Annotated in this window: 21 protein-coding genes; 8 read left to right on the top strand and 13 right to left on the bottom strand. The window is 67.0% G+C overall.

All coding sequences use genetic code 11. From position 1 onward, the window contains the following. Window positions 1–76: 76 nt before the first annotated feature. Genes M2650_RS15465 through M2650_RS15440 form a run of 6 tightly spaced genes read left to right on the top strand, consistent with a single transcriptional unit; the run spans window position 77 to window position 4135 of the window. The gene (locus M2650_RS15465; protein WP_249476049.1) at window positions 77–862 is read left to right on the top strand and encodes an ABC transporter ATP-binding protein; all 786 of its coding nucleotides are present in this window, start codon (window positions 77–79) and stop codon (window positions 860–862) included. Continuing rightward, window positions 859–1611: an MlaE family lipid ABC transporter permease subunit gene (locus tag M2650_RS15460; protein WP_249476048.1), complete on the top strand. Its 753-nt coding sequence runs from the start codon at window positions 859–861 to the stop codon at window positions 1609–1611. Before M2650_RS15465 ends, M2650_RS15460 begins: the two co-directional genes overlap by 4 nt. Before the next feature lie 4 nt (window positions 1612–1615). Beyond that, on the top strand, window positions 1616–2182 hold the full coding sequence (mlaD, locus tag M2650_RS15455; protein ID WP_249476046.1) for an outer membrane lipid asymmetry maintenance protein MlaD: 567 nt from the start codon (window positions 1616–1618) through the stop codon (window positions 2180–2182). Continuing rightward, a complete protein-coding gene (locus M2650_RS15450) occupies window positions 2179–2826 on the top strand; it encodes an MlaC/ttg2D family ABC transporter substrate-binding protein (RefSeq protein WP_249476045.1) in 648 nt (215 codons plus the stop codon). The genes mlaD and M2650_RS15450 overlap by 4 nt, the downstream gene beginning before the upstream one ends. Further along, entirely contained in the window at window positions 2813–3103 is a 291-nt protein-coding gene (locus tag M2650_RS15445) for an STAS domain-containing protein (protein ID WP_249476044.1), read from the top strand. Before M2650_RS15450 ends, M2650_RS15445 begins: the two co-directional genes overlap by 14 nt. Window positions 3104–3151: 48 nt before the next feature. Then, window positions 3152–4135, top strand: a complete 984-nt coding sequence (locus tag M2650_RS15440; RefSeq protein ID WP_249476042.1) for an MlaA family lipoprotein — start codon at window positions 3152–3154, stop codon at window positions 4133–4135. A 197-nt stretch (window positions 4136–4332) separates the two neighbouring features. Here the strand turns inward: M2650_RS15440 and M2650_RS15435 are convergent, their stop codons facing one another. The 3 genes from M2650_RS15435 to M2650_RS15425 all read right to left on the bottom strand — a co-directional run bounded on the left by M2650_RS15435 (window position 4333) and on the right by M2650_RS15425 (window position 7722). Beyond that, window positions 4333–5619: a DNA recombination protein RmuC gene (locus M2650_RS15435; protein ID WP_249476094.1), complete on the bottom strand. Its 1287-nt coding sequence runs from the start codon at window positions 5617–5619 to the stop codon at window positions 4333–4335. A 218-nt stretch (window positions 5620–5837) separates the two neighbouring features. Next, complete coding sequence (locus M2650_RS15430; RefSeq protein WP_249476041.1) at window positions 5838–6443, bottom strand: 3-keto-disaccharide hydrolase; 606 nt, start codon at window positions 6441–6443, stop codon at window positions 5838–5840. A 109-nt stretch (window positions 6444–6552) separates the two neighbouring features. Further along, complete coding sequence (locus M2650_RS15425; protein ID WP_249476040.1) at window positions 6553–7722, bottom strand: class I SAM-dependent rRNA methyltransferase; 1170 nt, start codon at window positions 7720–7722, stop codon at window positions 6553–6555. A gap of 1035 nt (window positions 7723–8757) precedes the next feature. Between M2650_RS15425 and M2650_RS15420 the strand changes: the two genes are divergently transcribed. Next, window positions 8758–10134 (top strand): sigma-54 dependent transcriptional regulator, encoded by a 1377-nt coding sequence (locus M2650_RS15420; RefSeq protein WP_249476039.1) that lies wholly within the window; start codon window positions 8758–8760, stop codon window positions 10132–10134. Between the two features lie 64 nt (window positions 10135–10198). Continuing rightward, the gene (locus M2650_RS15415) at window positions 10199–12949 is read left to right on the top strand and encodes a serine/threonine-protein kinase (RefSeq protein WP_249476037.1); all 2751 of its coding nucleotides are present in this window, start codon (window positions 10199–10201) and stop codon (window positions 12947–12949) included. A gap of 172 nt (window positions 12950–13121) precedes the next feature. Here the strand turns inward: M2650_RS15415 and M2650_RS15410 are convergent, their stop codons facing one another. The 10 genes from M2650_RS15410 to M2650_RS15365 form a co-directional block, all read right to left on the bottom strand. Further along, a complete protein-coding gene (locus tag M2650_RS15410; protein ID WP_249476035.1) occupies window positions 13122–14444 on the bottom strand; it encodes a hypothetical protein in 1323 nt (440 codons plus the stop codon). A gap of 85 nt (window positions 14445–14529) precedes the next feature. After that, the gene (locus tag M2650_RS15405; protein ID WP_249476033.1) at window positions 14530–15297 is read right to left on the bottom strand and encodes a hypothetical protein; all 768 of its coding nucleotides are present in this window, start codon (window positions 15295–15297) and stop codon (window positions 14530–14532) included. Window positions 15298–15310: 13 nt separating this feature from the next. After that, the gene (locus M2650_RS15400; protein WP_249476032.1) at window positions 15311–16024 is read right to left on the bottom strand and encodes a C39 family peptidase; all 714 of its coding nucleotides are present in this window, start codon (window positions 16022–16024) and stop codon (window positions 15311–15313) included. 82 nt (window positions 16025–16106) lie between these two features. Further along, the gene (locus tag M2650_RS15395) at window positions 16107–16913 is read right to left on the bottom strand and encodes a hypothetical protein (RefSeq protein ID WP_249476030.1); all 807 of its coding nucleotides are present in this window, start codon (window positions 16911–16913) and stop codon (window positions 16107–16109) included. A gap of 67 nt (window positions 16914–16980) precedes the next feature. Beyond that, window positions 16981–17754 carry a hypothetical protein gene (locus tag M2650_RS15390; protein ID WP_249476028.1) on the bottom strand — a complete coding sequence of 258 codons (774 nt, stop codon included), beginning with the start codon at window positions 17752–17754 and terminating at the stop codon, window positions 16981–16983. Between the two features lie 43 nt (window positions 17755–17797). Continuing rightward, window positions 17798–18391, bottom strand: a complete 594-nt coding sequence (locus tag M2650_RS15385) for a hypothetical protein (RefSeq protein WP_249476026.1) — start codon at window positions 18389–18391, stop codon at window positions 17798–17800. Then, window positions 18388–18897 (bottom strand): hypothetical protein, encoded by a 510-nt coding sequence (locus M2650_RS15380; RefSeq protein ID WP_249476025.1) that lies wholly within the window; start codon window positions 18895–18897, stop codon window positions 18388–18390. Before M2650_RS15380 ends, M2650_RS15385 begins: the two co-directional genes overlap by 4 nt. A 403-nt stretch (window positions 18898–19300) precedes the next feature. Then, window positions 19301–19738 carry a response regulator gene (locus M2650_RS15375; protein WP_249476024.1) on the bottom strand — a complete coding sequence of 146 codons (438 nt, stop codon included), beginning with the start codon at window positions 19736–19738 and terminating at the stop codon, window positions 19301–19303. Continuing rightward, complete coding sequence (locus M2650_RS15370) at window positions 19735–20916, bottom strand: sensor histidine kinase (protein WP_249476022.1); 1182 nt, start codon at window positions 20914–20916, stop codon at window positions 19735–19737. Before M2650_RS15370 ends, M2650_RS15375 begins: the two co-directional genes overlap by 4 nt. A 78-nt stretch (window positions 20917–20994) precedes the next feature. Then, window positions 20995–22083 (bottom strand): PA0069 family radical SAM protein, encoded by a 1089-nt coding sequence (locus M2650_RS15365; protein ID WP_249476021.1) that lies wholly within the window; start codon window positions 22081–22083, stop codon window positions 20995–20997. Window positions 22084–22093: the final 10 nt, after the last annotated feature.

The raw sequence follows: 22093 nt of genomic DNA, 5'->3' as shown, positions 1-22093 counted from the left end.
TTCAGCCGCCGGACGCCAAGCTGCGCCCCTTTGCGCCTCGCGCGCCCGATCCTTAGATAAAGATCGCTCCCACCGAATGACCGCCGACACGCCCATCGTCCGCCTTGCCGACGTCCGCCTCGACCGCGGCGGCCGCGCCGTGCTGCGCGATATCTCGCTGGACGTGCCGCGCGGCAGCATCACCGCGGTGCTCGGCCCCAGCGGCAGCGGCAAGTCGACGCTGCTGGCGGCGCTGACCGGCGAACTGGCGCCGGCCGCGGGCACCGTCGAGGTATTCGGCCGACCCGTGCCGCAAACGACCAGGGCGCTGCTGGAAATGCGCAAGGGCGTCGGCGTGCTGCTGCAGGGCAACGGCCTGCTCACCGACCTGACCGTGGCCGAGAACGTCGGCCTGCCGCTGCAGACGCATACCGATCTGCCGCGCCCGGTGCTGCGCCGCCTGGTAGAAATGAAACTGCATGCGGTCGGCTTGCGCGCCGCCGCCGAGCTGTTTCCGCGCGAACTGTCCGGCGGCATGGCGCGTCGCGTGGCCCTGGCGCGCGCGCTGGCGCTGGATCCGCCGCTGATGATCTACGACGAACCGTTGACCGGCCTGGATCCGATCGCCTCGGGCGTGATCATGAGCCTGATCAAGCGCCTCAACGACACCCTGGGCCTGACCAGCATCATCGTGACCCACCACGTGCACGAAACCATGCCCGTGGCCGACCATGCGGTGGTGATCGCCAACGGCGGCATCGTTTTCTCCGGCACGCCGGCGCAATTGCAGGCCAGCGCCGATCCGCTGGTGAAGCAATTCCTCAACGGCGAACCCGACGGCCCGATCGCCTTCGACGCCGTGGCCAGGACCCAAGCCGCATGAGTTTCTTCAACGCCGTCCGCTCGTTGGGCCAGGCCGGGCTGTTCTCGCTGTCGGTGCTGCGCGCGTCGAGACCGACCCGCGACTTCTGGCGCGAACTGGTCCGCGAGATCTACAAGATCGGCGCGCGCAGCCTGCCGATCGTCGCCGCCGGCGGCGCCTTCGTCGGCCTGTCGGTGACGCTGCTGGGCTACCGCGCGCTGGAAACCTACGGCGCCACCAACCAAGTCAGCGTGCTGCTCGGCCTGGGCCTGTACCGCGAGCTGGGGCCGGTGCTGACCGCGCTGCTGTTCGTCGGCCGCGCCGGTTCTTCGATCGCCGCGGAACTGGGGCTGATGCGCGCCACCGACCAGATCACCGCGCTCGGGCTGATGGCCATCGATCCGATCGCCAAGGCCGTCGCGCCGCGCTTCTGGGCGGCGGTGCTGTGCGTGCCGCTGCTGACCGCGTTCTTCTGCAGCCTGGCGATCAGCGCCGGCTATTTCGAAGCCGTGCACGTGATCGGCGTGGATGCCGGCACGTTCTGGCAGACGCTGAAGGACAGCGTGGATTTCGCCGACGACTTCGGCCAGGCCTTCCTGAAGGCGGCCGTGTTCGGCGGCACCGCGGCCTTGGTCGCCTCGTACGTCGGTTTCCATTCCGAGCCGACCATCGAAGGCACCTCGATCGCGACCACCCGCGCCGTGGTCAACGCCTCGCTGCTGGTGCTGATGTTCAATTTCGTACTTTCCGCTTTGCTGTTCCGGAGTTAACGCTATGGCCATCCGTGGTCCACGTCTCGAATTCGCGGTCGGCGCCTTCCTGCTGCTGGCATTGGCCTCGCTGCTGGTGCTGGCGATCGCTTCCACCAACGGCAAGTTCGGTTTCGGCGGCAGCGACACCTATCCGCTCAAGGCCCGCTTCGGCACCATCGGCCAGCTGCGGCCCTCGGCGCCGGTCAAGATCGGCGGCGTGATCGTCGGCAGTGTGGGCGAGATTCAGCTTGATCCGGTCAAATTCGACTCCATCGTCACCCTGGACATCGACAACCGGTACAAGGATCTGCCCGCGGACACCTCGGCCGGCATCTTCACCAGCGGCCTGTTGGGCGAGAGCTACATCGGCATGCAGCCCGGCGGCGATCCGGAAGTGCTGAAGCCCGGCGACGAAATCGCCTACACCCAATCCGCGGTCGACCTGATGCAACTGGTCGGCAAGTACATGTTCGGAGGCGGCAGCGGCCAGCCTCCGGCCGGCGCGCAGGCGGCACCGCAGTCTGCGCCGGCGGCGCCGCCGCAAGCCGCACCCACTCCCCAGCAGACTCCCACGGAAGAAACCCCATGAAGCAGTCCCTTCTTTCGATCATGATCGCTGCGGCCGTCGCCGCTTTCGTTCCGGTCGCGGCGCAGGCGCAGCAGGCCACCACGACCGCGCGGCAGAATTCGCCCAGCCAGATCGTGCTGACCAACAGCACCCGCATCCTGACCACGCTCGAGGACCGCCGCGCCGAGTTCACCCAGAACCGCGCAGCGCTGCGCCAGTTCATGACCAGCGAATTCAACCAGATGTTCGACCGCGACTATTCCGGCCGACTGGTGCTGGGCCGCCACGGACGCGGCGCATCCGATGCCGACGTCAAACTGTTTTCCGACGCATTGGCCGAAAACCTGATGCAGCGCTACGGCACCGCACTGCTGGATTTCAACACCCAGCTGAAAGTGCGCGTGAAGTCGGAAACGGCCTTGCCGGGCGGGCGCGGCGTGCGCGTGTCCAGCGAGTTCCTGCGCCCCGGCGCCGAGCCGGTGCCGGTCGACTATCTGATGCGCCAGGTCGGCGGACAGTGGAAGGTCTTCGACGTAATGGTCGAAGGCGTGTCCTACGTGCAGACCTTCCGCAGCCAATTCGACACGCCGCTGTCGCAGAAGTCGATCGCCCAGGTCGCCGCCGAACTGAAAGCCGGCAGCATGCAGGCCGATGCCACAAAGTGACGCCCGCCTGAGCGTGGACGGCGACGCGCTCGCCTTCGCCGGGGCGCTCGATCGCCCCGCCATGGCCGCGCTGTGGCCGGCCGCATCGGCTGCGATCGGCCAGGCCGGCCGACTGGACCTGCGCGCGGTGAGCCACGTCGACAGCGCCGGACTGGCCCTGCTGACCGAACTGGCCGCACGTCGCGGCTACGCCCTGCACTTGGACGGCGATCCGCCCGGCCTGGCCGAGCTGCGGGCCGCGTACCGGCTGGCGCCCGACCTGTCCTTCGAAGCCTGACTACCCTGGACCCGCGCCACGCGGCTCCGCCTCCGGTATAGTGAACCGATGCGTCCATTAATCCTCCCTCTGGCGCTGTCCCTTGCGCTCACGCTGTCCTCCCACGCGTGGGCGCAATCGTCTGCGCCTGCCGATCAGACGCCCGCGGCGCCCGTCGCCGCGGACCAAGCGGGCGCGCAGACGCAAGCCGCACCGCAAACGCCGCCGGCGAGCGAGGCCCCGACCGCTGCCGAGCAGGATTACAACGCGCTCTACGGCGCGTCCCAATACGATCCGGTCGCCGACCCCACCCTGCCGCCCGGCGTTGAGTCGACCTCGGCTTACGATCCGTGGGAAAAATTCAACCGGCGCGTGCACAAGTTCAACAACGGCGTCGATCGCGTGGTCGCCAAGCCCTTGGCCCGCGCCTACGTCAAAGCCGTGCCGCGGCCGATCCGGTTGGGCGTCACCAACTTCTTCAACAATTTGGGCCAGCCGGTCAGCGCGTTGAACGCGCTGCTGCAGGGCAAGCCCAAGCAGGCGGCGCAATCGCTGGGGCGTTTCGCGCTCAACACGACGCTGGGCATCGGCGGCATCTTCGACCCGGCCAGCGACGCCAAGCTCCCCAACAAGAGCGAGGATTTCGGCCAGACGCTCGGCGTGTGGGGCTGGAAGCGTTCGCGCTACGTGGAACTGCCGCTGTTCGGCCCGCGCACGGTGCGCGACACCTTCGGCCTGATCGGCGACGCGCCGCTGTCGCCGATCCGCCAGATCGAAGAGGACAAGGTGCGCGTCTTCACCCAAGGTTTGCAGCTGGTCGACGTGCGCGCGCAACTGCTGCCGCTGGACAGCCTGCGCGACGGCGCCACCGACGAATACGCCCTGTTCCGCGACGGCTGGACCCAGCGCCGCAACTACCAGATCTTCGGCGACCGCAACCGCGAGAAGCAGGACGACCTGCCCGATTACCTGCGCGAAGAAGAAGACAACCCCAGCGTGCCGGCCGATGCGATGCCGATCATGCCGACGGATGCGAATTTCGACATCAACTGAGCCGGCCCTGCTTTAAGCCGTCATTCCCGCGAAGGCGGGAATCCAGCGACTTTGCTTTGGCCCTCTCCCGCTTGCGGGAGAGGGTTGGGTGAGGGCGCGCGATACTACAGATGGCTTCGAAGCGATCTGGTGGTGACATCAAAGTCACTGGATTCCCGCCTTCGCGGGAATGACGGCTTAAGAGCGAAACAAACGCGCTACTCAGCTTCGTCGTCCGCCGCATCGCCGAGCATGCGTTGCGCTTCCGCGCCCGGCAGCGTCTCCACGCCCTTCAACTGCCGTTCGATCGCACGCGTGCGCACGCCCGCCTGCTTGAGGCTGTTCTGCACGGTATCCAGCTGGCCGTGCGCCTTCTCGAGTATCCCGGCGAACTTGCCGAACTCCGCCTTCACCGCGCCGAGCAACTGCCAGACCTCGCTGGAGCGCTTCTCGATGGCCAGCGTGCGGAATCCCATCTGCAGGCTGTTGAGCAATGCCAACAACGTCGTCGGCCCGACCAGCGTGACCCTGAATTCGCGCTGCAATCCGTCGAACAATCCGGGTCGGCGCAGCACTTCGGCGTACAGGCCTTCGGTCGGCAAGAACAGCAGCGCGAAATCGGTGGTATGCGGCGGCGCCAGGTATTTGTCGCGGATGCGCTTGGCCTCGACCCGCACTTGCCGCTCCAACGCCGCGGACGAAGCCGCCACCGCCTCCACGTCGACCCTGTCCTGCGCGTCCATCAGGCGCTCGTAATCCTCGCGCGGGAACTTGGCGTCGATCGGCAGCCGGATCGGCTGGTCGCCCTGCGTGCCGGGAAGCTTGATCGCGAATTCGACGCGCTCGCTGCTGCCCGGCACGGTGATGCAATTGGTCTCGTACTGCTCGATAGTCAGTACTTGTTCGAGCAATGCACCGAGCTGCACTTCGCCGAACGTGCCGCGGGTCTTGACGTTGGTCAGCATGCGCTTGAGATCGCCGACGCCGGTGGCCAGCTGCTGCATCTCGCCCAGGCCGCGCTGCACCTGCTCGAGGCGTTCCGATACCAGCTTGAACGAAGCGCCCAGCCGCGTTTCCAGCGTGGATTGCAGCTTCTCGTCGACCGTTGCGCGCATCTGTTCCAGTTTTTGCGCGTTGTCGGCCTGCAACTTCTGCAACTGCTGTTCGAGCGTGGCCCGCATTTCGCCGAGGCGCTGCTCGTTTCGCTGGGTAAGCTCGTTCAGGCGCAGGTTCAAGGCGTCGGTGAAACGCTGTTGGGTGTCGGCGCTTTCGCTGCGCGACTTGCGCGCGTCCTCGGTGAGCGCGGCGCGCAATTCGTCCAGGCGCGTATCGGTGCGGACGCTCATTTCCGTGAGGCGGGCGCCGAAGCCCTCGATGCGCTGTTCCTGGGCCGCCGACAGGCTGTCCAATTGCTGCCGCAACTCGCCGCGGCCCTCGCGGTGCTCGTCGCGCAGCGCCCGCTCGAGCGCCTGTTCGGGCTTGCGCAGCAGCAGCAGGGCCAACATGACGATGGCGACCGCCGCCGCAACCAGCAGGAGGATTAGCAGAAAGGAGGTTCCGGGCATGCCGATAGTGTAGCCGGGGCGGTCTCACGGGCTGCGAGCGGCCGGCCTCCCTCGGCCTTTCGTAGGAGCGGCTTTAGCCGCGAGCTTTTAATCCTGTGCAGGCGCGTAAAAAAGCTCGCGGCTAAAGCCGCTCCTACGAAAAGCGAGAGGCCGCCAGGCTAATCCAGCGGCCGGATGCGGATATTGCGGAAACGCACCGGATCGCCATGGTCCTGCAACGCGATATGGCCCCGACGCGATACGGCGAAGTCCGGATAGGCGGCGAACTTGCTGGCGGCGACGCGCCTTTTCCAATCGTCGCTGTCCAGGTCGTAGCGCGCGGCGAGTTTACCGTTGAGCCAATGCTCGACGCGCCCGCCGCGGGCGACGATGCGCATCTGGTTGAACTCACCCGCCGGTCGCGCCGACGGCTGCGACGGTGCGTACACATCGTAGACGCTGCCGGCGCGATGCTTGGGGTCGTGGCGATCCTCGGCGGCCGCGTCGTCCAGCACCTGCATCTCCGGCGCGGTTCGCCATACCGGGACGCGATCGGCGGCGCGATAGAAAATCCCGCTGTTGCCGCCGGGCGACACCTGCCATTCCAGTTCGAGTTCGAAATCGCCGTACTCGGCATCGGTGGCGATGTCGCCGCCGCCGCCGGCCGTGAGCGCGAGCGTGCCGTCGATCGCCTGCCAACGCGAATCGAGCGTGTCGCGGCCGACGTTATGCCAGCCTTGCGTGCTGACGCCGTCGAACAAGGGGATCCATTCGTCCTGTTGCATCGACGCGCATCCCGTCAGGCAAGCCAAGCCCCACAAGGCCAGCGTCTGTAGGGCGGGTCCTGGCCCGCCACCGCCATCACCCAAGCGCCGGCGCAAGCGTTTCACCCCGTCAATCCAGCACCCGACAGAACACCGCCTTCAAATAGCGCGATTCCTGCACATTGGCGAGAAAAGGATGATCCGCGCCGGCGCCTGAAACCTTGAGCACTTGGATGGTGCGGTTGGCGTAGAACGCCGCGCGGCGCAGCATGTCGAGGAACTGCTCCTCGCTGACCAGGCCGGTGCAGGAGAACGTGGCGAACAGGCCGCCGGGCTTCACCACGCCCAGCGCGAGCTTGTTCATGTCGAGGTATTTCTTCAGCGCGGGGATCACCTGCTCGCGGTCGCGGGTCATCTTGGCCGGATCGAGGATCACCACGTCGTACAGGTCTTTGGCGTTGCCGGCATCGCGCAGCCACGGAAAGATATCCGCCTGCACGAAGCGGACGCGGACATCGTTCAACTTGGCGTTGCCCTTGGCGATGGCGAGCACGTCCTCGTCGATGTCCACGCCGACCACTTCTTCGGCGCCGCGGACCTTGGCGTACACGCCGAAACCGCCGGTATTGCAGCAAAGATCCAGCACGCGCTTGCCGGCGACTTGGCGCGACAGCCACTCGCGGTTTTCGCGCTGGTCGGCGAAGAAGCCGGTTTTATGCGCGCCGGCCGGATCGGCGCGGAACTTGACGCCGTATTCGGTGATGATGCTCGGCGCGGGCGCTTCGGTGCCGCGGAAATCGAAGCTTTCCTGCTTCTGCACATGCTCTTCGGCGAAGCTGTAGAAGCGCGCGCCGGGAAACTGCCGTTTCAGCGCGTCGTAGATCCATTCGCGATAGCGGAACATGCCGGCGCTGAAGAATTCGACCACCAGCAGGTCGCCATAACGGTCCACGACCAGGCCGCTGAGGCCGTCGCCTTCGCTGTGCACCACGCGCCAGGCGTCGGATATTTCGTCGAGTTTCAGTACGTCGCGGCGCAGGCCGACCGCGGCGGCGATCTTGCGTGCGAACCAATCGGCATCGACGGCGACGTCGGGATCGGTTTCGAGAATGCGGACGGCGATCCGCGAGTGGCCGTTGTAGAAGCCGCGGCCGATCCATTCCCCGTCCACGCCGACCACATCGACCAGGCTGCCGGGCTTGGGCCGCTGCGTCGGCTTGTCGACCAGTTTCTGGAAGATCCAGGGATGGCTGGAGCGCCAGGCGTTTTTCAGGCGGACGGTGGGTAGCGGTTCGTTCATGCCGGCATTTTACGAGAGCGGAGCTTGCCCCGCTGCCTTGTCTTGCTCCGCCTTTGTAGAGCGAGGCGTGCCCGCTGCACTTGCTCTGTAGGGCGGAGCTTGCTCCGCTACTTTTCGCGCTCTCATGCCGTCATCCCAGCGAACGCTGGGACCCGTCTTGCTCTGGCGCTTGCCCTTAAGCCGTCATCCCGGCGAAGGCCGGACTGCGCAGGCAGGATGCCGGAGCGAACATCCGCGCAGCGGATGGCCCGAAGGGCATGCCGCAGGAGCGGCATGTCATCCAGGCCCGCGTCCTGGCGGCTCGCGCTACGACTCGCGCCATGGAAAAAAGCTTCCGCGCTGCGCGCGGGTCACTTTCTTTGCTGGCCCAAAGAAAGTAACCAAAGAAAGGGCCCGAAGCTTAAGTGATTCGTCGCACCTGAAAAGCCTTACGGGCAACTCCGCTTTCGTCGTGGGTGACCTTCTTACGCAGGTACTAGATTTTGATTCGCAGCCTATGGGTGACGCGGCTTTTGCGGATTTGCGCTAAGGAGGCGTTCGGGTCGATCGCCTCGAATCTGAATGTCGAAGCGACGGAGGAATCCCGAGGGCTGGCGAGCGGTGGCCAAGAACACAGGGGAGCCCCTCGCCGGGATCCCTTCCAAAGGCCCTTTTTCTTTGGTTACTGTTCTTTTTGGGCCCCACAAAAAGAAAGTCACTCGGCCGCGGTTTTAGCGGACGACACCCCGGCCCGAAGGGCCTGCAGGTCGCCACAAACCCCAAGCCAAGGCAGCGGAGCAAGCTTCGCTCTACACAGAGCAAAGCGAATCTTCCCCAGTCGCTAAGGGAGAGACGAGCCAAGGCGCTGGATCCTAGCTTGCGCCGGGATGACGGTTTGGAGCGGGCTGTCCGTCCAGCAAAAACCGTGCCGGCCAAAATGGCCCTTCCTGGCCGCCGGTTGTCCTGTTTTCGTCATCGCCCGCGTTCACCCTACTACCCAGCAGCATTGAAGCAATCCGCGACGACTACGCGGAATGGGTACGGGGAGAAGTGTGGATGAGCGCGCAAGCGACTCGTGACGTGATCTATTTCGCCAGCGCGCCGACCAACGGCTCGCCGGCCCTGCAGGGTTTGGCCAACTTGGGCTGGAACCTGCGCCGCGCGGACAGCATGTCGGCCGTGCTGAAAATCCTGCGTGGCCATGCCGGCATGCGCTTCGCCGCCCTGATCGACTTGCGCGGCGGCTTCGACGCACGCGATCTGGCCGCCCTGGCTCCCATGCTCTCGGCCGGCAACGCCGGCTGGGTGGCCTGCGTGCAGCCCGACCAGCTGGCCCAGGAACCGATCCGGCAACTGATCCGCGACTATTGCTACGACTACGTGACCCTGCCCTGCCCCGAGATGGTGCTGAGCACGGTGATCGGCCACGCCTTCGGCATGGCCTCGCTGTCGCCGCGCATGGTCGACGACGCTCCCAGCGACGCCAACGACGGCATGATCGGCGAATGCCCGCCGATGCGCGCGCTATATCGCGCGCTGCGCAAATCGGCGCTGACCCAGGCACCGGTGTTCATCGCCGGCGAAACCGGCACCGGCAAGGAACTGGCCGCGCAGGCCATCCATCGCCATTCCTCGCGACACGACCAGCCGTTCGCTGCGATCAACTGCGGCGCGATCGCGCAGAACCTGGTGCAGTCTGAATTGTTCGGCTACGAACGCGGCGCCTTCACCGGCGCGCAGCAGCGCAAGATCGGCCGCATTGAACATGCCCATCGCGGTACGCTGTTTTTGGACGAGATCGGCGACCTGCCGCTGGATTGCCAGGCCTCGTTGCTGCGCTTCCTGCAGGAAGGCTGTTTCGAACGCGTCGGCGGGCACGAATCTATCCGCGTCGATGTGCGCATCATTTCGGCGACACACCAGGATTTGCGCGCACTGATCGGAGAAGGCCGCTTCCGCGCCGACCTCTACCACCGCCTGTGCGTGCTGCGCCTCGAACAACCGCCGCTGCGCCAACGCGGCGACGATATCGTGCGCCTGGCCGAGAGCGCGCTGCGCCGCTACGCCAGCGAAGGCCGGCGCGTGATCCGCGGTTTCTCGCCTTGCGCGATCCACGCGCTGCACACCTACGAGTGGCCGGGCAACGTGCGCGAGCTGATCAATCGCGTGCGCCAAGCCGTGGTGATGGCCGACGGCCGCTTGATCACCGCCGAAGACCTGCACCTGGCCGACGAGCACACCAGCATGCTGCCGCAGACGCTGGAAGACGCGCGCAACGCGGCCGAATGCAACGCCATCCAACAGGCGCTGCGCCGCAACCGGCACCGTCTGATCGACACCGCGCGCGACCTGGGCGTCTCGCGGGTCACCCTGTACCGCCTGATGGAACGACACGGCATGCGCCGGCCGGAATCCGAGGCCGGCGCCGCCTGACTGCGAGCCGCGCGCCGCGTACGATCGCGCATAGAATCGCCCTTCGCGGTCTCGGGGGCGGGTGATGGACGCAGATCGTTGGCAGCGGATCAGGGAGCTGTTCGATCGTTTGGCGGATCTGCCACGCGAGCAGTGGCGTTCGCGTTTGGCCGCGGCCTGCGGCGGCGATCGCGGACTCGCGCAGGAAGTCCTGGCCTTGCTCGAAGCCGATGCGGACACTGCGTTCAAGCCGCGCGACATGCTGGCCCAGGAATTGAACGGCCTGACCGACGACGCCGAGAACCAAGCCGAACAGGCCTTGGCCGGCAGCCGGCTGGGACCTTTCCGGCTGCTGCGGCGGATCGGTCGCGGCGGCATGGGCGCGGTCTGGCTGGCCGAGCGCGCGGACGGCGAGTACGCGCAACAGGTCGCGATCAAGCTGGTCCGCAGCGTCTGGGACAGCGCCGAACTGCATGCGCGCTTTCGCAGCGAGCGGCAGATGCTGGCCGATCTGCACCATCCGAACATCGCCAGCCTGGTGGACGGCGGCGTCACCGACGACGGCAAGCCCTGGCTGGCGCTGGAGTACGTCGACGGCACCGACCTGTGCCGTTACGCGGAACAGCAACGGCTCGATTTGCGCCAGCGCGTGGACCTGTTCCTGACCGCCTGCGCCGCCGTGTCGCACGCGCATGCCCGCCTGATCGTGCATCGCGACCTGAAGCCCTCCAACATCCTGGTCCGCGGCGACGGGATGGTGAAGCTGTTGGATTTCGGCATCGCCAAGCTGATCGATGCACCGGACGCACAGGCGACGGTATTGCGCGCATTCACGCCCGAATACGCCGCGCCCGAACAGATCCGCGGCGACGCGGTCACCACCGCCATCGACGTCTACACGCTGGGACTGCTGCTGTACGAGCTGCTGACCGGCCGCCGGCCGTACGTGCTGGACCAGACGACGCCATCGGCGTACGAGCGCGCCGTGCTGGAACAGACACCGACCCGCCCCAGCCAGGCGGTCACGCACAACGACGGCAACGGCACGGCCGCCGCCCGCGCCGCGCAACGCCGGCTTACGCCGCAGGGCCTGAAACGGGAGCTGCGCGGCGATCTCGACGCGATCGTGCTGAAGGCGCTGCGCAAGGAACCCGAGCAACGCTACGCCTCGGTGCAGGACATGGCCGGCGACCTGCGCGCCTGGCTGCAGCGTCGCCCGGTCGCGGCCCGGCGCGGCGGCTGGCGCTACGCCGCCGCGCGCTTCCTGCAGCGGCACGCCGTGGCCGCGGGCATGGCCGCGGTCGCCGTCCTGGCGTTGTGCGCGGGCTTGGGCGCCGCGCTGTGGCAGGCCCAGCAGGCGCGCCTGCAGCGCGACGTGGCGGTGGCAGAGAGCGCCAAATCGCGTGCCGTGCTCGAATTCATGAGCGGCCTATTCGAGCTGGCCGATCCGGACAAATCGCACGGCGCTCAAGTCACCGCGCGCGAGTTGCTGGCGCGCGGCGCCGAGCGGATTCGCGGACAGTTTTCGCAGCAACCGGCCGTGCGCGCCGAACTGCTCGCGGCGATGGCCGGCGCCCAGGAAGGCCTCGGGCTGTATGCCGAAGCGCTGCCGCTTGCCGAGGAAGCGTCGCGACTGACGCGCGATCTACGCAGGCCCGCGTTGCATCGCGCCGCCGAGCTCGATCGTGCGCAGATCCTGCATGGACTCGGCCGTTACCAGGAAGTGCTGGCGCTGCTCGAGCCCTTGCGTTCGGGCGCCGCGCCGGCGAACCGCGACGCGGAGGCCGCCCTGGCCGAGGTCGAATACCGGCGCGCCCTGTCGCTGCAGGCCTTGAATCGCCTCGACGAGGCCGACCAGGCGTATGCCCGGGCCTATCGCGAACAGCTGCGCCTGTTCGGCGCCGCGGACCGGCGCGCCCAGGACACGGCCATGCGCTACGTGAGCCTGCGGATGCTGCGCGGCGAGGCCGCACGCGCGCAGCGGCTGGCGCGCGACACGCTGCGCGCCGTGCGCGGCAGCGCGGGCAAGACCGACCCGCATCTGGCGCAAGCCATCGACACGCTGGCGATGGTGCTTTCCAACACGGGTCCGCTATCGGAGGCCGAGGCGCTGCGGCGCGAGGAAATCGCGATCCGGACAGCCGCGCAAGGCGCCGATCACCCGGACACCATCGGCGCCCTCAACGATCTGGGCTCGGTGCAGTACGCGCAACGCCGGTTCGCGCAAGCCGCGGAAAGTTTTCGTCGGGTGCTGGCGCACCGGCGCGCGAAGTTCGGCGATGCGCATCCTTCGGTCGCGCTGGTGGCCAATAACCTGGCGAACTGCGAATTGGAATTGAACCACCCCGAAGCCGCGCTTCCGCTGGCGCAGGAAGCTTTGCGGATCCGTTTAGCGGCGTACGGACCGCGACACCATGGCACCGCGTCTTCGCTGCTCGTGTTGGGCGCGACCGAGATGGATCTTGGCGAGTACGGCGCGGCGGAACGTCATCTGCGACAAGCGTTGGACACCTACGACGCCACGCTGGGCCCTGACAACGCGTTCGCGCTGCCTGCGCTGCGCGAGCTCGCCCGCGCCGAACTCCTGTCCGGGCGCGCGGATCCCGCATGCGCTACCGCCGAGCGCGCGTACGCGCTCGCCCAGGCGGGCGATGGCGACCCGGCCAAGCGTGCCTACGTCAGCGCGCTGCGTGCGGCCTGTTGGGCCTGGAGCGGGAAATCGCAAGCGGCGGCCACGCTCGCTGCCGACTTGGAACTATTGCGGCGGGAATGGGGGAACGACGATCGGCGTACCCGCAAGATCGATGCCCTGAACCGTGCCGTCGCATCCCGGTAAGCGGCGGCGAGGATTCGCGGGAGCGGCTTTTCGTAGGAGCGGCTTCAGCCGCGAGCCCTTGATCTTTTTTGCTGTCATCGCGAGCGCAGCGAGGGATCTGCTATGTCGTTGAAGCAGATCCTTCGCTACGCTCGGGATGACAGGCGAAAGGAGGCGCGGACAGAAAACGCGCTCAGAACCCGCGCGAAGCGCGGAACGACATCACGAAGTTCGGCGCGTCCGGCGTCAGGCCATTGGCCATCTGCGCGTTCAACGACCAGCCCGACGGCAGCAGATAGCTGGCGCCGACGTTGAACGTGGTGGTCGTGGTCGAGCTGCCGGCGACGCGGCTGTAATCGTCGCTGGTTTCGGGCTTGATATGGGTGGCGCCCGCCGCGGATGCGGCAACGCTGAAGCTGACCGCCGCGCGGTCGTTCAAAGCGATCGCCAGGCCGCCGCTGAGCTGGAACGGATTGCCGAGCTTGACCTTGGCCGGCTGCACCTGCCCCACCACCGGGGAGATGTCGTCGAAGCTGCCCGGCAGGTTGTAGGTATAGCCCAGGTTGCCGAACAGGATCACCGGATCGTAGGTGCGCAGCGCCGATACGTTGGCGGTTACGCTCCACAAGCCGCTGCCGGTAGGCAAGTCCTCGGGCACGTTGAGGTTGTTGTTGTTGTCGTCCGGCGCGATCAGCTTCAGGCCGAACGGATCGCGTCCGGTGGGCGAACGCACGCGCAGGCTGGCGACCAGGTCGGGCCAGCGCGCCGACTCCTTCACCAGCTGGTAGTAACCGGCGACGCTGACGTCGCCCAGGCCGCTGGAGCTCTTGGTCACTTCGCTGATCGACGTGGACGCGCCGCCGGCGCCGCCGCTGACGAAGCGGCTGGTGCGATAGACGTAAGGGACGTTCGCTTCCAGGTTGATGCGGTCGGTGATGCCGTAGCGGCCGGTGATGTCGGTGGTCAGCACCGAGGCCTTGGTCTGGTCGAGGTTGATCGTGCCCAGGAAGATCGCATCCAGCGCGAGGAAGCCGCTCAACGCCAGCTGTCTGCGGTCGTAGTAGCTGTAGTTGGTGCCGACGTCGACCGTGAACTTGCGTTCGAACAGCGGCGCATGCTCCTGCACCACCAGCGCCTTCTCCTGCTCGCGGCGCTCGCTGTCGTCGACTTTCTGCTCCTGGCCGATTTGCTGCATGGCGTTGGGATCGGCGGGCGCCGGCGCGGGCTGTTGCGGATCCTGCGTCTGCGATTCTTGCGGGGGCGCCTGCTGCGCGACGGCGGTTTGCGGATCGCTCACGCCGCGTCCGCGCAGCCCCAACTCCAGGAACTCGACCTGCGCGCGCAAGCGCTCGATTTCCGACTGCTGCTGCGAAACGCGCGCCTCCAAACGGTCTAGCTGCCGGCGCACGTCGCTGGCGACCGTCGACGAGGCGTCGACGCCGGCCGCTTCCTGTGCGTAGGCCGGTACGCTGAGCGCGAAGGCGATGGCGAAAGCGAGGCTCGTGTGCCGAAGCATGGCTGTCCCTGTGTGTATGTCCGGAGTAAAGAGCGCCGCGACGCCGGCCTTCAGGCGGCGTCTTTTTGCATCCGCTCGACAAGAATCAACGCGGCAGCTGGCTCAATCCGGCCAACGCCTGGTACACGCCCATCTGCTGCTGCTGCAGCGCGGGCATGGAGGCAGTCTGCATCTGCAGCTGCATGGTGTTGCTGCCGACCTGGTCCTGGCCGGCGACGCGGGCGGCCTGCATGATGCCGCCGTTGGCGCCGGACACCACGCTCTGGCTGAGCATGCCGCTGGGCGCGGTGAGTCCGAGCCTGGCGCCGCCGCCTTCGAACGACACGCTGGCGATCATGCCGCCAGCGCTGCTGGTGCTGGAGGTCTGACCGTTGAAGTTGCCGCCGCCGGCATGCGGCGCGAAGCTGATCGCGGTCAGGTTGGCGAACTTGTTGCCGTCGCCGGCGACCTGCACCACCTGGCCGACGCCGTTCACCGAGATCTGGTCGCCGCCGACCGCCGAGCCGTTGCTCAGGCCCGAACCGGCGCCGCCGCCGGCCTGCGCATTGCTGCGCGTATCGACCTGCACGTCGAAACCGCCAGCGCTGTTGCGCTGGATCTGCAGCGTGCCGGCCGCGCTCATGTTGCCTTCGGCGGTGCGCCAGTTGGACAGCAGTTCGATCCGCAGTCCGACCAGCATGTCGGCGCCATAGAACTTGCCGCTGATGCGGCTGAGGGTGTCCTCATCGACCACTTCCACCCGCACCGGCTTGATCTGCGGGGCCTGGGAAGGCTGGGCGGCCTCGGCATGCGCCGAGGCCGCCATCCCCACGAGGGTCCCGAACAAAGCGAGGGGGAGAGTTCGTGTGTTCATGGCGCACCTCGTTTCAAAGATAATCCGCGCGCATCAGCCCGAATTCGAGCACTGGCGGAGGGGTTGTCGCGCGGTCCAGCACATCCATGCGGCGCTTGAGCGCCAGGGATCCACGATCACGCATCAAGAATGAATCGGCCAGCATGGGCTTGTCGCCGACCACGGCGAGCACCACCCCGTTCCAGCCTTTCACGAAATCTTTTTCGTACACCACGCGGTGGCCCAGCGCCGGATCGGCGATGAACACGCGCCCGGCCGAAGCGCCCTTCACCAGCACGAAGTGCCGGTAGCCGCGCACTTCCATCAAAGCGATCACCGGCATCTGCAGCTGGTACAGCGCGTCCGGCTTGATCCGGAAGCCGTGGCCGCGGTAGCCGATGCTTTCCACGTAACGCTTCATGTCGAGCATCGAGAAGCCGTTCTTGACGACCTCCTTGGGATCGGCGCCGACCAGCATCTTCTTGATCAGGTCGGTTTCCGAAACTTCGATGCCATAGCCGTAGTGCAACAGCGTGGCCAGCGCGGCCGAGCCGCAGCTGAAGTCGTAGTGCTGCTGCATCATTTCGCGGTAGCGCAGGTCGCGGAAGGTCTTGACCTGTTTGGTGACCGGCACGCTGCCGATGCGGGTAACGTCGAACGCCGTCTGCGCCATGCCGAGCCCCGGCAGGCCGATCGTGACGGCCAGCAGCAGGATCTTCGGTATCGCCAATCGCAACGGCAAACGCATGGTCACTCGCTCCTTGTCTGAAACCGGGCCGGCGAGATCGCCGGCCCGGCATCGCTTCGCACGATCGTTACAACGCTATCGATCAGTCCCCACCGCAGCCATTGCACGGCGGCGGCGGCGCGCACAGCTCGCACGCGGCCACGGCGATCGCCAGGCCGTTGTGCTGGGCATTGCCCACGCCGGCGGCGACGTTGACGCCGATGTTGCCCACGGCGCCGGACAGCGCGTTGCCGCTCAGGAACGCGGTGTTGTCCAGATCGCATTCGGCGGCCAGGGTGTTCCAGATCGTGAACTGCTCGCTGTCGGCGGTGGCCTTGGCGATCGTGCCCGAGCTGTTGACCGAAGCGGCCAGCGCATTGGTCTGCGCATTGCCCACGCCGGCGGCCACGTTCAGGCCGATGTTGCCCGAAGCGCCCGACAGCACGTCGTCGTCGGCCGACGCGGTGTAGAACAGCTGGTTGTCGGCGGAGCCGTCGTCGGTGCCCAGATTGATGCCGGTGGTCTGGCTGTTGAACACCATCGCGTGGGCGAACACTTCTTCGCCGTCGATCGAGGACAGCGCGGTGTCGTTGGCCTGGGCGTTGCCCACGCCGGCGGCGACGTTGGCGCCGATGTTGCCCGAAGCGTCGCTCAGCGCGCTGCCGCTCAGGTAAGCGTCGTTGTCGCCGTCGCCCAAGGAGGCGTTGGCGGCCGTCGTCTGGTCCTGATCGACCACGGCGCCGGATTCGCTGCTGACGGAAATGTAGCCGCCGGCATAGACGTCGCCGACGACCCAGATGCTGTTCACGACTTCGGTGGCGTTGTAGATGACGGCGTCGTCGCCTTCGGCGAGGGCCGGTGCGGACACCGCGAGCATCGCGGCGGCCAGCAGGGTGTGATGGAGTTTCATGTCGATCCCCTAAGAGTGATGGGAGAAGACGGGAGCGGCCCCTGCCGCTCCCGTGCTTCCGTAGCGGTTAGTCGCAGAGTTCGCACGCGGCCACGGCGATCGCCAGGCCGTTGTGCTGGGCATTGCCCACGCCGGCGGCGATGTTGACGCCGATGTTGCCCACCGCGCCGGACAGCGCGTTGCCGCTCAGGAACGCGGTGTTGTCCAGGTCGCATTCGGCGGCCAGGGTGTTCCAGATCGTGGCTTGTTCGCTGTCGGCCGTGGCCTTGGCGATCGTGCCCGAGCTGTTGACCGAAGCGGCCAGCGCGTTGGTCTGCGCGTTGCCCACGCCGGCGGCCACGTTCAGGCCGATGTTGCCCGAAGCGCCCGACAGCACGTCGTCGTCGGCCGACGCGGTGTAGAACAGCTGGTTGTCGGGATTGCCTTCGTCCGAACCCAGGTTGGCGTAGGTTTCCTGGCTGCTGAACACCATCGCGTGGGCGAATACTTCTTCGCCGTCGACCGAGGACAGCGCGGTGTCGTTGGCCTGGGCGTTGCCCACGCCGGCGGCGACGTTGGCGCCGATGTTGCCCGAAGCGTCGCTCAGCGCGCTGCCGTCGAGATAGGCGCTGTTGTCGCCATCGCCGAGCGACCAGTTGGCGTCGGTGTACTGGTCCTGATCGACCACGGCGCCGGATTCGCTGCTGACGGAGATTTCGCCGGAAGCGTAGATGTCGCCGATCACCCAGATGCTGTTCTGGACGTCGGTGTAGTTGAAGATGTAAGCGTCGTCGCCTTCGGCGAACGCGGGCGCGGCAACCGCCAACAGGGCGGCGGCGAGCAGGGTGCGGGTCAGTTTCATGGTTCTCTCCTGGTGGTGTGGTTACGGCTCTTGGGTACAGCGGTTAAGGCGTGCTACCTGGCAGCTGAAGCACGATGGCGTTGGTCGAGAGGTTCCCGACTCCCGCGGTCTGATTGACCTGTACCACCCCCTGGCTGCCGCGGAACGCATCGGTATCGATGAGCGCGTGGCGGTCGGGCGTTGCGGTTGCAGTCCCCTCAGTACTGGTGCCGGCACCGGCGGTTTCGGACAGCGCGGCGTCGTCGGCGCGCGCGATCAGGGAGAAACCGCCGGTACCGATGGCGATGGTGTTGAGTTGCAGGTTGGAAGAACCCGCGACCTGGTTGAGCGACAGCGCGCCGCTGCTGCCGTTGAAGGCGGTGCCGTCGATCGTGGCGCTGGCCGCCGCCGCGCGCTGCGCGGGCGTGGCGCTTTGCAGGCTGTTCGCATCGGCCAGGCCGATGCCTTCCTGCGAATAGGCGAACGCGGCGAGATTGGCCTGCGCGTTGCCTACGCCCGCGGCCTGGTTCACGGCGATGCGTCCCTGGCTGCCCGCGCCGGCGTGATCGCCGATGAAGGCCAGGTCCTGGCTTTGCGCAACCGCGTTCGATGCAAAGCTTGCGGCCGCGATGCAGATGAGCAGGGACAGGCGCTTCACGGCTTGCCCCCCGCCGCGCCGGCGGCCGGCTGCAGCGCGCTGGACAGCGCGCCGTTGATCGTTCCGGCCAAGCCTTCGGTGGCGCCGCGCACGGAGCCGCCTACCGAAGCGCTCATGCCCAGCGGCGCCGAACCCGCCGCGGCGGATCCCATCATGCCCAGGCCGGACGCGCCGGTTTGCGCGTCGGGCACCAGCATGCCGCGCGTGGCCTGCATCACGATGCCGCCCGAACCGGTGGCCGAGCCCAGTTCGCCGTCGCCGAGCGCATTACCCAGCGCTTTGTCGAGCGTGCTGTGGAAGATCTGCGCCGGGAACGTCGTCGCCCGCGCATGCACCGGATTGTCTTCGAGCGGCACGCCGCGATACGCGATGCGCGGATTCACGGTGCGCGTGATCGCGAAGCCGGGGTCTTCCTGCGCCTGCTGCGCGAACGCGGCCGGAGCGAGCGCTGCGGTCAGCAGCAGCAAGCCACTGCGCATATAGAGATTGTCGGCGGTCCGGCGCATCGTTCTCCCTCATGGCGTGCCGCCGCACGCTGCGGTGGCGGGGAGAGCTAAGCGATATGCGTGCCAGCCGTCTAAGGCTATGAATTAGAAGTAATTTTTCCGAAAATGTGAGGGCTGCGTTAAACCCGTCATCGAAAAACGTTGCGCGGATGAAACACGCCGGGGACCATCCATGCGCGGCTGCTCGCGCCGATGCCGCATCGAGGCGCGCAGCATGCGAAATTGCGCCCCAGCGGCGGATTCCCGCCATCGTTTCAGTCTTGAACATCGCGATTTTTCGCGCCGCGATGTCCGGTTTCGATGCGGCGACGCGTTACTTCTTTTGCGAGCAGGGGTCGTCGTTCTCGCGTGCGCAGACGCCGCGGGGCTGCTTCAGGAGGCGATGGTTGCCGCCGGCGACGGATCAGTCTTCGCGCGTGCGGTTCAACACCAGCCAATACAGGCCCACCTGCTTCACCGCGCCGACGAACTGCTCGAAGTCCACCGGCTTCTGGATGTAGCTGTTGGCCCCCAGCGCGTAACTGGCGTCGACGTCGAACGGTTCGGCGCTGGTGGTCAGCACCACCACCGGCAATGTTCTGGTGACGATGTTCTCGCGGATCGCCTGCAGGACTTCGCGGCCGTCGACCTTGGGTAGGTTGAGATCCAGCAGGACGATCGAGGGCAGCTGCAGCGGATCGCGATCGGCATGGCGGCCGCGCGCGAACAGGTAGTCCAACGCCGCGGCGCCGTCGCTGACCACCATCAAGCGATGGTCGATGCCGGCTTCGGCGAAGGCGATGCGGGTCAGTTCGACATCGTCCAAATTGTCTTCGATCAGCAGGATGTCTTTCTCGTTCACTGGGCGTCCTCGTCGGTGCTGCGGTCGTTGTCCATAACGGGTAGCGATACATGGAAGACGCTGCCGGCGCCGGGCGCGGATTCGGCCCAGATGCGCCCGCCATGCCGTTGCGCGATGCGCTGGGCGATGGCCAGGCCCAGGCCGCTGCCGCCGCCTTCGGCTTGGCCGTGCAGGCGCTGGAAGGGTTCGAACAGCTTGTCGGCGTAGGCCATGTCGAAGCCGCAGCCTTCGTCGCGCACCGACAGCCAGACGCCGTGCGCCTGCATCTCGCCGCGCACTTCGATCACAACACGCTCGCGCTGCGCCGAAAATTTCCAGGCGTTGCCCAGCAGCTGGGTGAACAGCGACTTGAGCATGCGCTCGTCGCCATGGGCTTGCAGGCCGGGCTGCACGTCGATGCGTGCGTCGCTTCCGGGATGGGCGTCGAGCAGTTCGGCGCCTACCCATTCGGCCAGCAGGCTCAGATCGACGGGTTGCGGACGCATCTCGGCGCTGATGGCGCGCGACAACTCGAGCAACCCGTCGATCAGGTTCGACATGCGGCCGGCGTTGTCGCGTATTCGCTGCAGGTAGTCGCGGCCGGCTTCGTCCAGCACCGCGGCGGAATGGCGCTCGAGTTGCGCGGCGAAGCCATCGATGGCGCGCAAGGGGCCGCGCAAGTCGTGCGACACGCCGTAAGCGAACTGGCGCAGTTGATGGTTGGCGTCGCGCAATTCGTCGGCGCGCTCGGCGACCTGCCGCTCCAGGGTGCGGTTGACCGACTGCAACGCCTGCTCGGCCTGTTTCTGCGCGCTGATGTCGCGCAGCTGCGCGATCATGTAAAGCGGCGCGCCTTCGCCGTCCCGCACCATCGCCACGTTGAGGTGGGCCCACAGCACGCTGCCGTCGCGGCGCAGGTAGCGCTTGGGAGCGTCGAGCATCGGGATGCTTCCCTCGATCAGGCCACGCAGGTAGCCGCGCGAAAGCTCGACGTCGTCGGGATGGGTGAACTCCAGCACGTGGCGTCCGACCAGTTCGCCGGCCGGGTATCCGAAGATCTTCTCGAAGGCGGGATTGACCTCCTGCCACTGGCCGTCCAGATCGACGATGGCCATGCCGATGCCGGACGAGGCCATCGCCAGCCGGAACAGCTGGCGGTCGTCCCGATCCGGCGCATGCAGCGGCGCACGGGCGGCCATTTACGGTGCGGGCTTGGACATCGTGCCCGGCAGTTTACGAGCAAAGCCGGCGGCGGGCGCGGCCGGCCGTGCCGTGCGTCAGAACAGCTCGGCTTGCGGCGAGGGCTTACGCGGGGGCACGAAACGGCCGCAGTCCAGCCCGGCCCAGCGGTCCCGGGCCGGGTAACCATAGCGCTTGCGGGCCAGGGCGAAACGGTGCGCCAGCAGCTCGGCGTAGGCGCCCTCCCCGCTCATGCGCTTGCCGAACGTCGAATCGTAGTCGCGGCCGCCGCGCATCTGTTTGATCGTGCTCATCACATGCTCGGCCCGGTCGGGCAGGTGCGTCTGCAGCCAGTCGCGGAACAGCGGCGCGACCTCCCACGGCAAACGAAGCAGCACATAGCCGGCGCTGCCCGCACCGGCCTCGCGCGCGGCTTGAAGCACGGCTTCGAGCTCGCGGTCGTTCACCCAGGGGATCACCGGCGCGAACATCACCCCGACCGGCACGCCGTGCTCGTGCAGGGTGCGCATCGCCTTGATCCGGCGATGCGGCGCCGACGCCCGCGGCTCGAGCTTGGCCGCCAGGCGGTTGTCGAGCGAGGTGACGGAGAACGCGACGTGCACCAGGTTTTCGCGTGCCATCGGCGCCAGCAGGTCCAGGTCGCGTTCGATCAGCGCGTTCTTGGTGAGCAGCGATACCGGATGCTTGGTTTCCGCCAACACCTCCAGCAGCTGCCGGGTGATCCGCCATTTGCGTTCGATCGGCTGGTAGGCGTCGGTATTGATCCCCAGCGCGATCGGGCTGACCCGATAACCCGGCTTGGACAGCTCCAAGCGCAATTGCTCGGCGGCATTGGTCTTGGCCGACAGCTTGGTTTCGAAATCCAGGCCGGGCGACAGGTTCAGGTAGGCGTGCGAGGGCCGCGCGAAACAGTAGCTGCAGCCATGCTCGCAGCCGCGATAGGGATTGATCGATTGCGAAAAACCGATATCCGGCGATTGGTTGCGCGAAATGATCGTGCGCGCCCGCTCTTCGCGCACCTGAGTGCGCGGCAACGGCTCGACGATCTCCTCGTCGTTCTCGGCGCGACCATGGTGCCAGCCGTCGTCGATCCGCTCGCTGACGCTGACTTCATAGCGGCCCGGCAGGTAGCCGGTCGAGCCGCGGCCTTTGATTGCGTCGCCCATGGGGCTTAGC

Source organism: Luteimonas galliterrae, assembly GCF_023374055.1.
In the GTDB taxonomy this organism is placed as follows: Bacteria; Pseudomonadota; Gammaproteobacteria; order Xanthomonadales; family Xanthomonadaceae; genus Luteimonas_C; species Luteimonas_C galliterrae.
The sequence above is the reverse complement of the archived record's forward strand: the minus strand, read 5'-3'. Positions and strand labels throughout refer to the sequence as shown.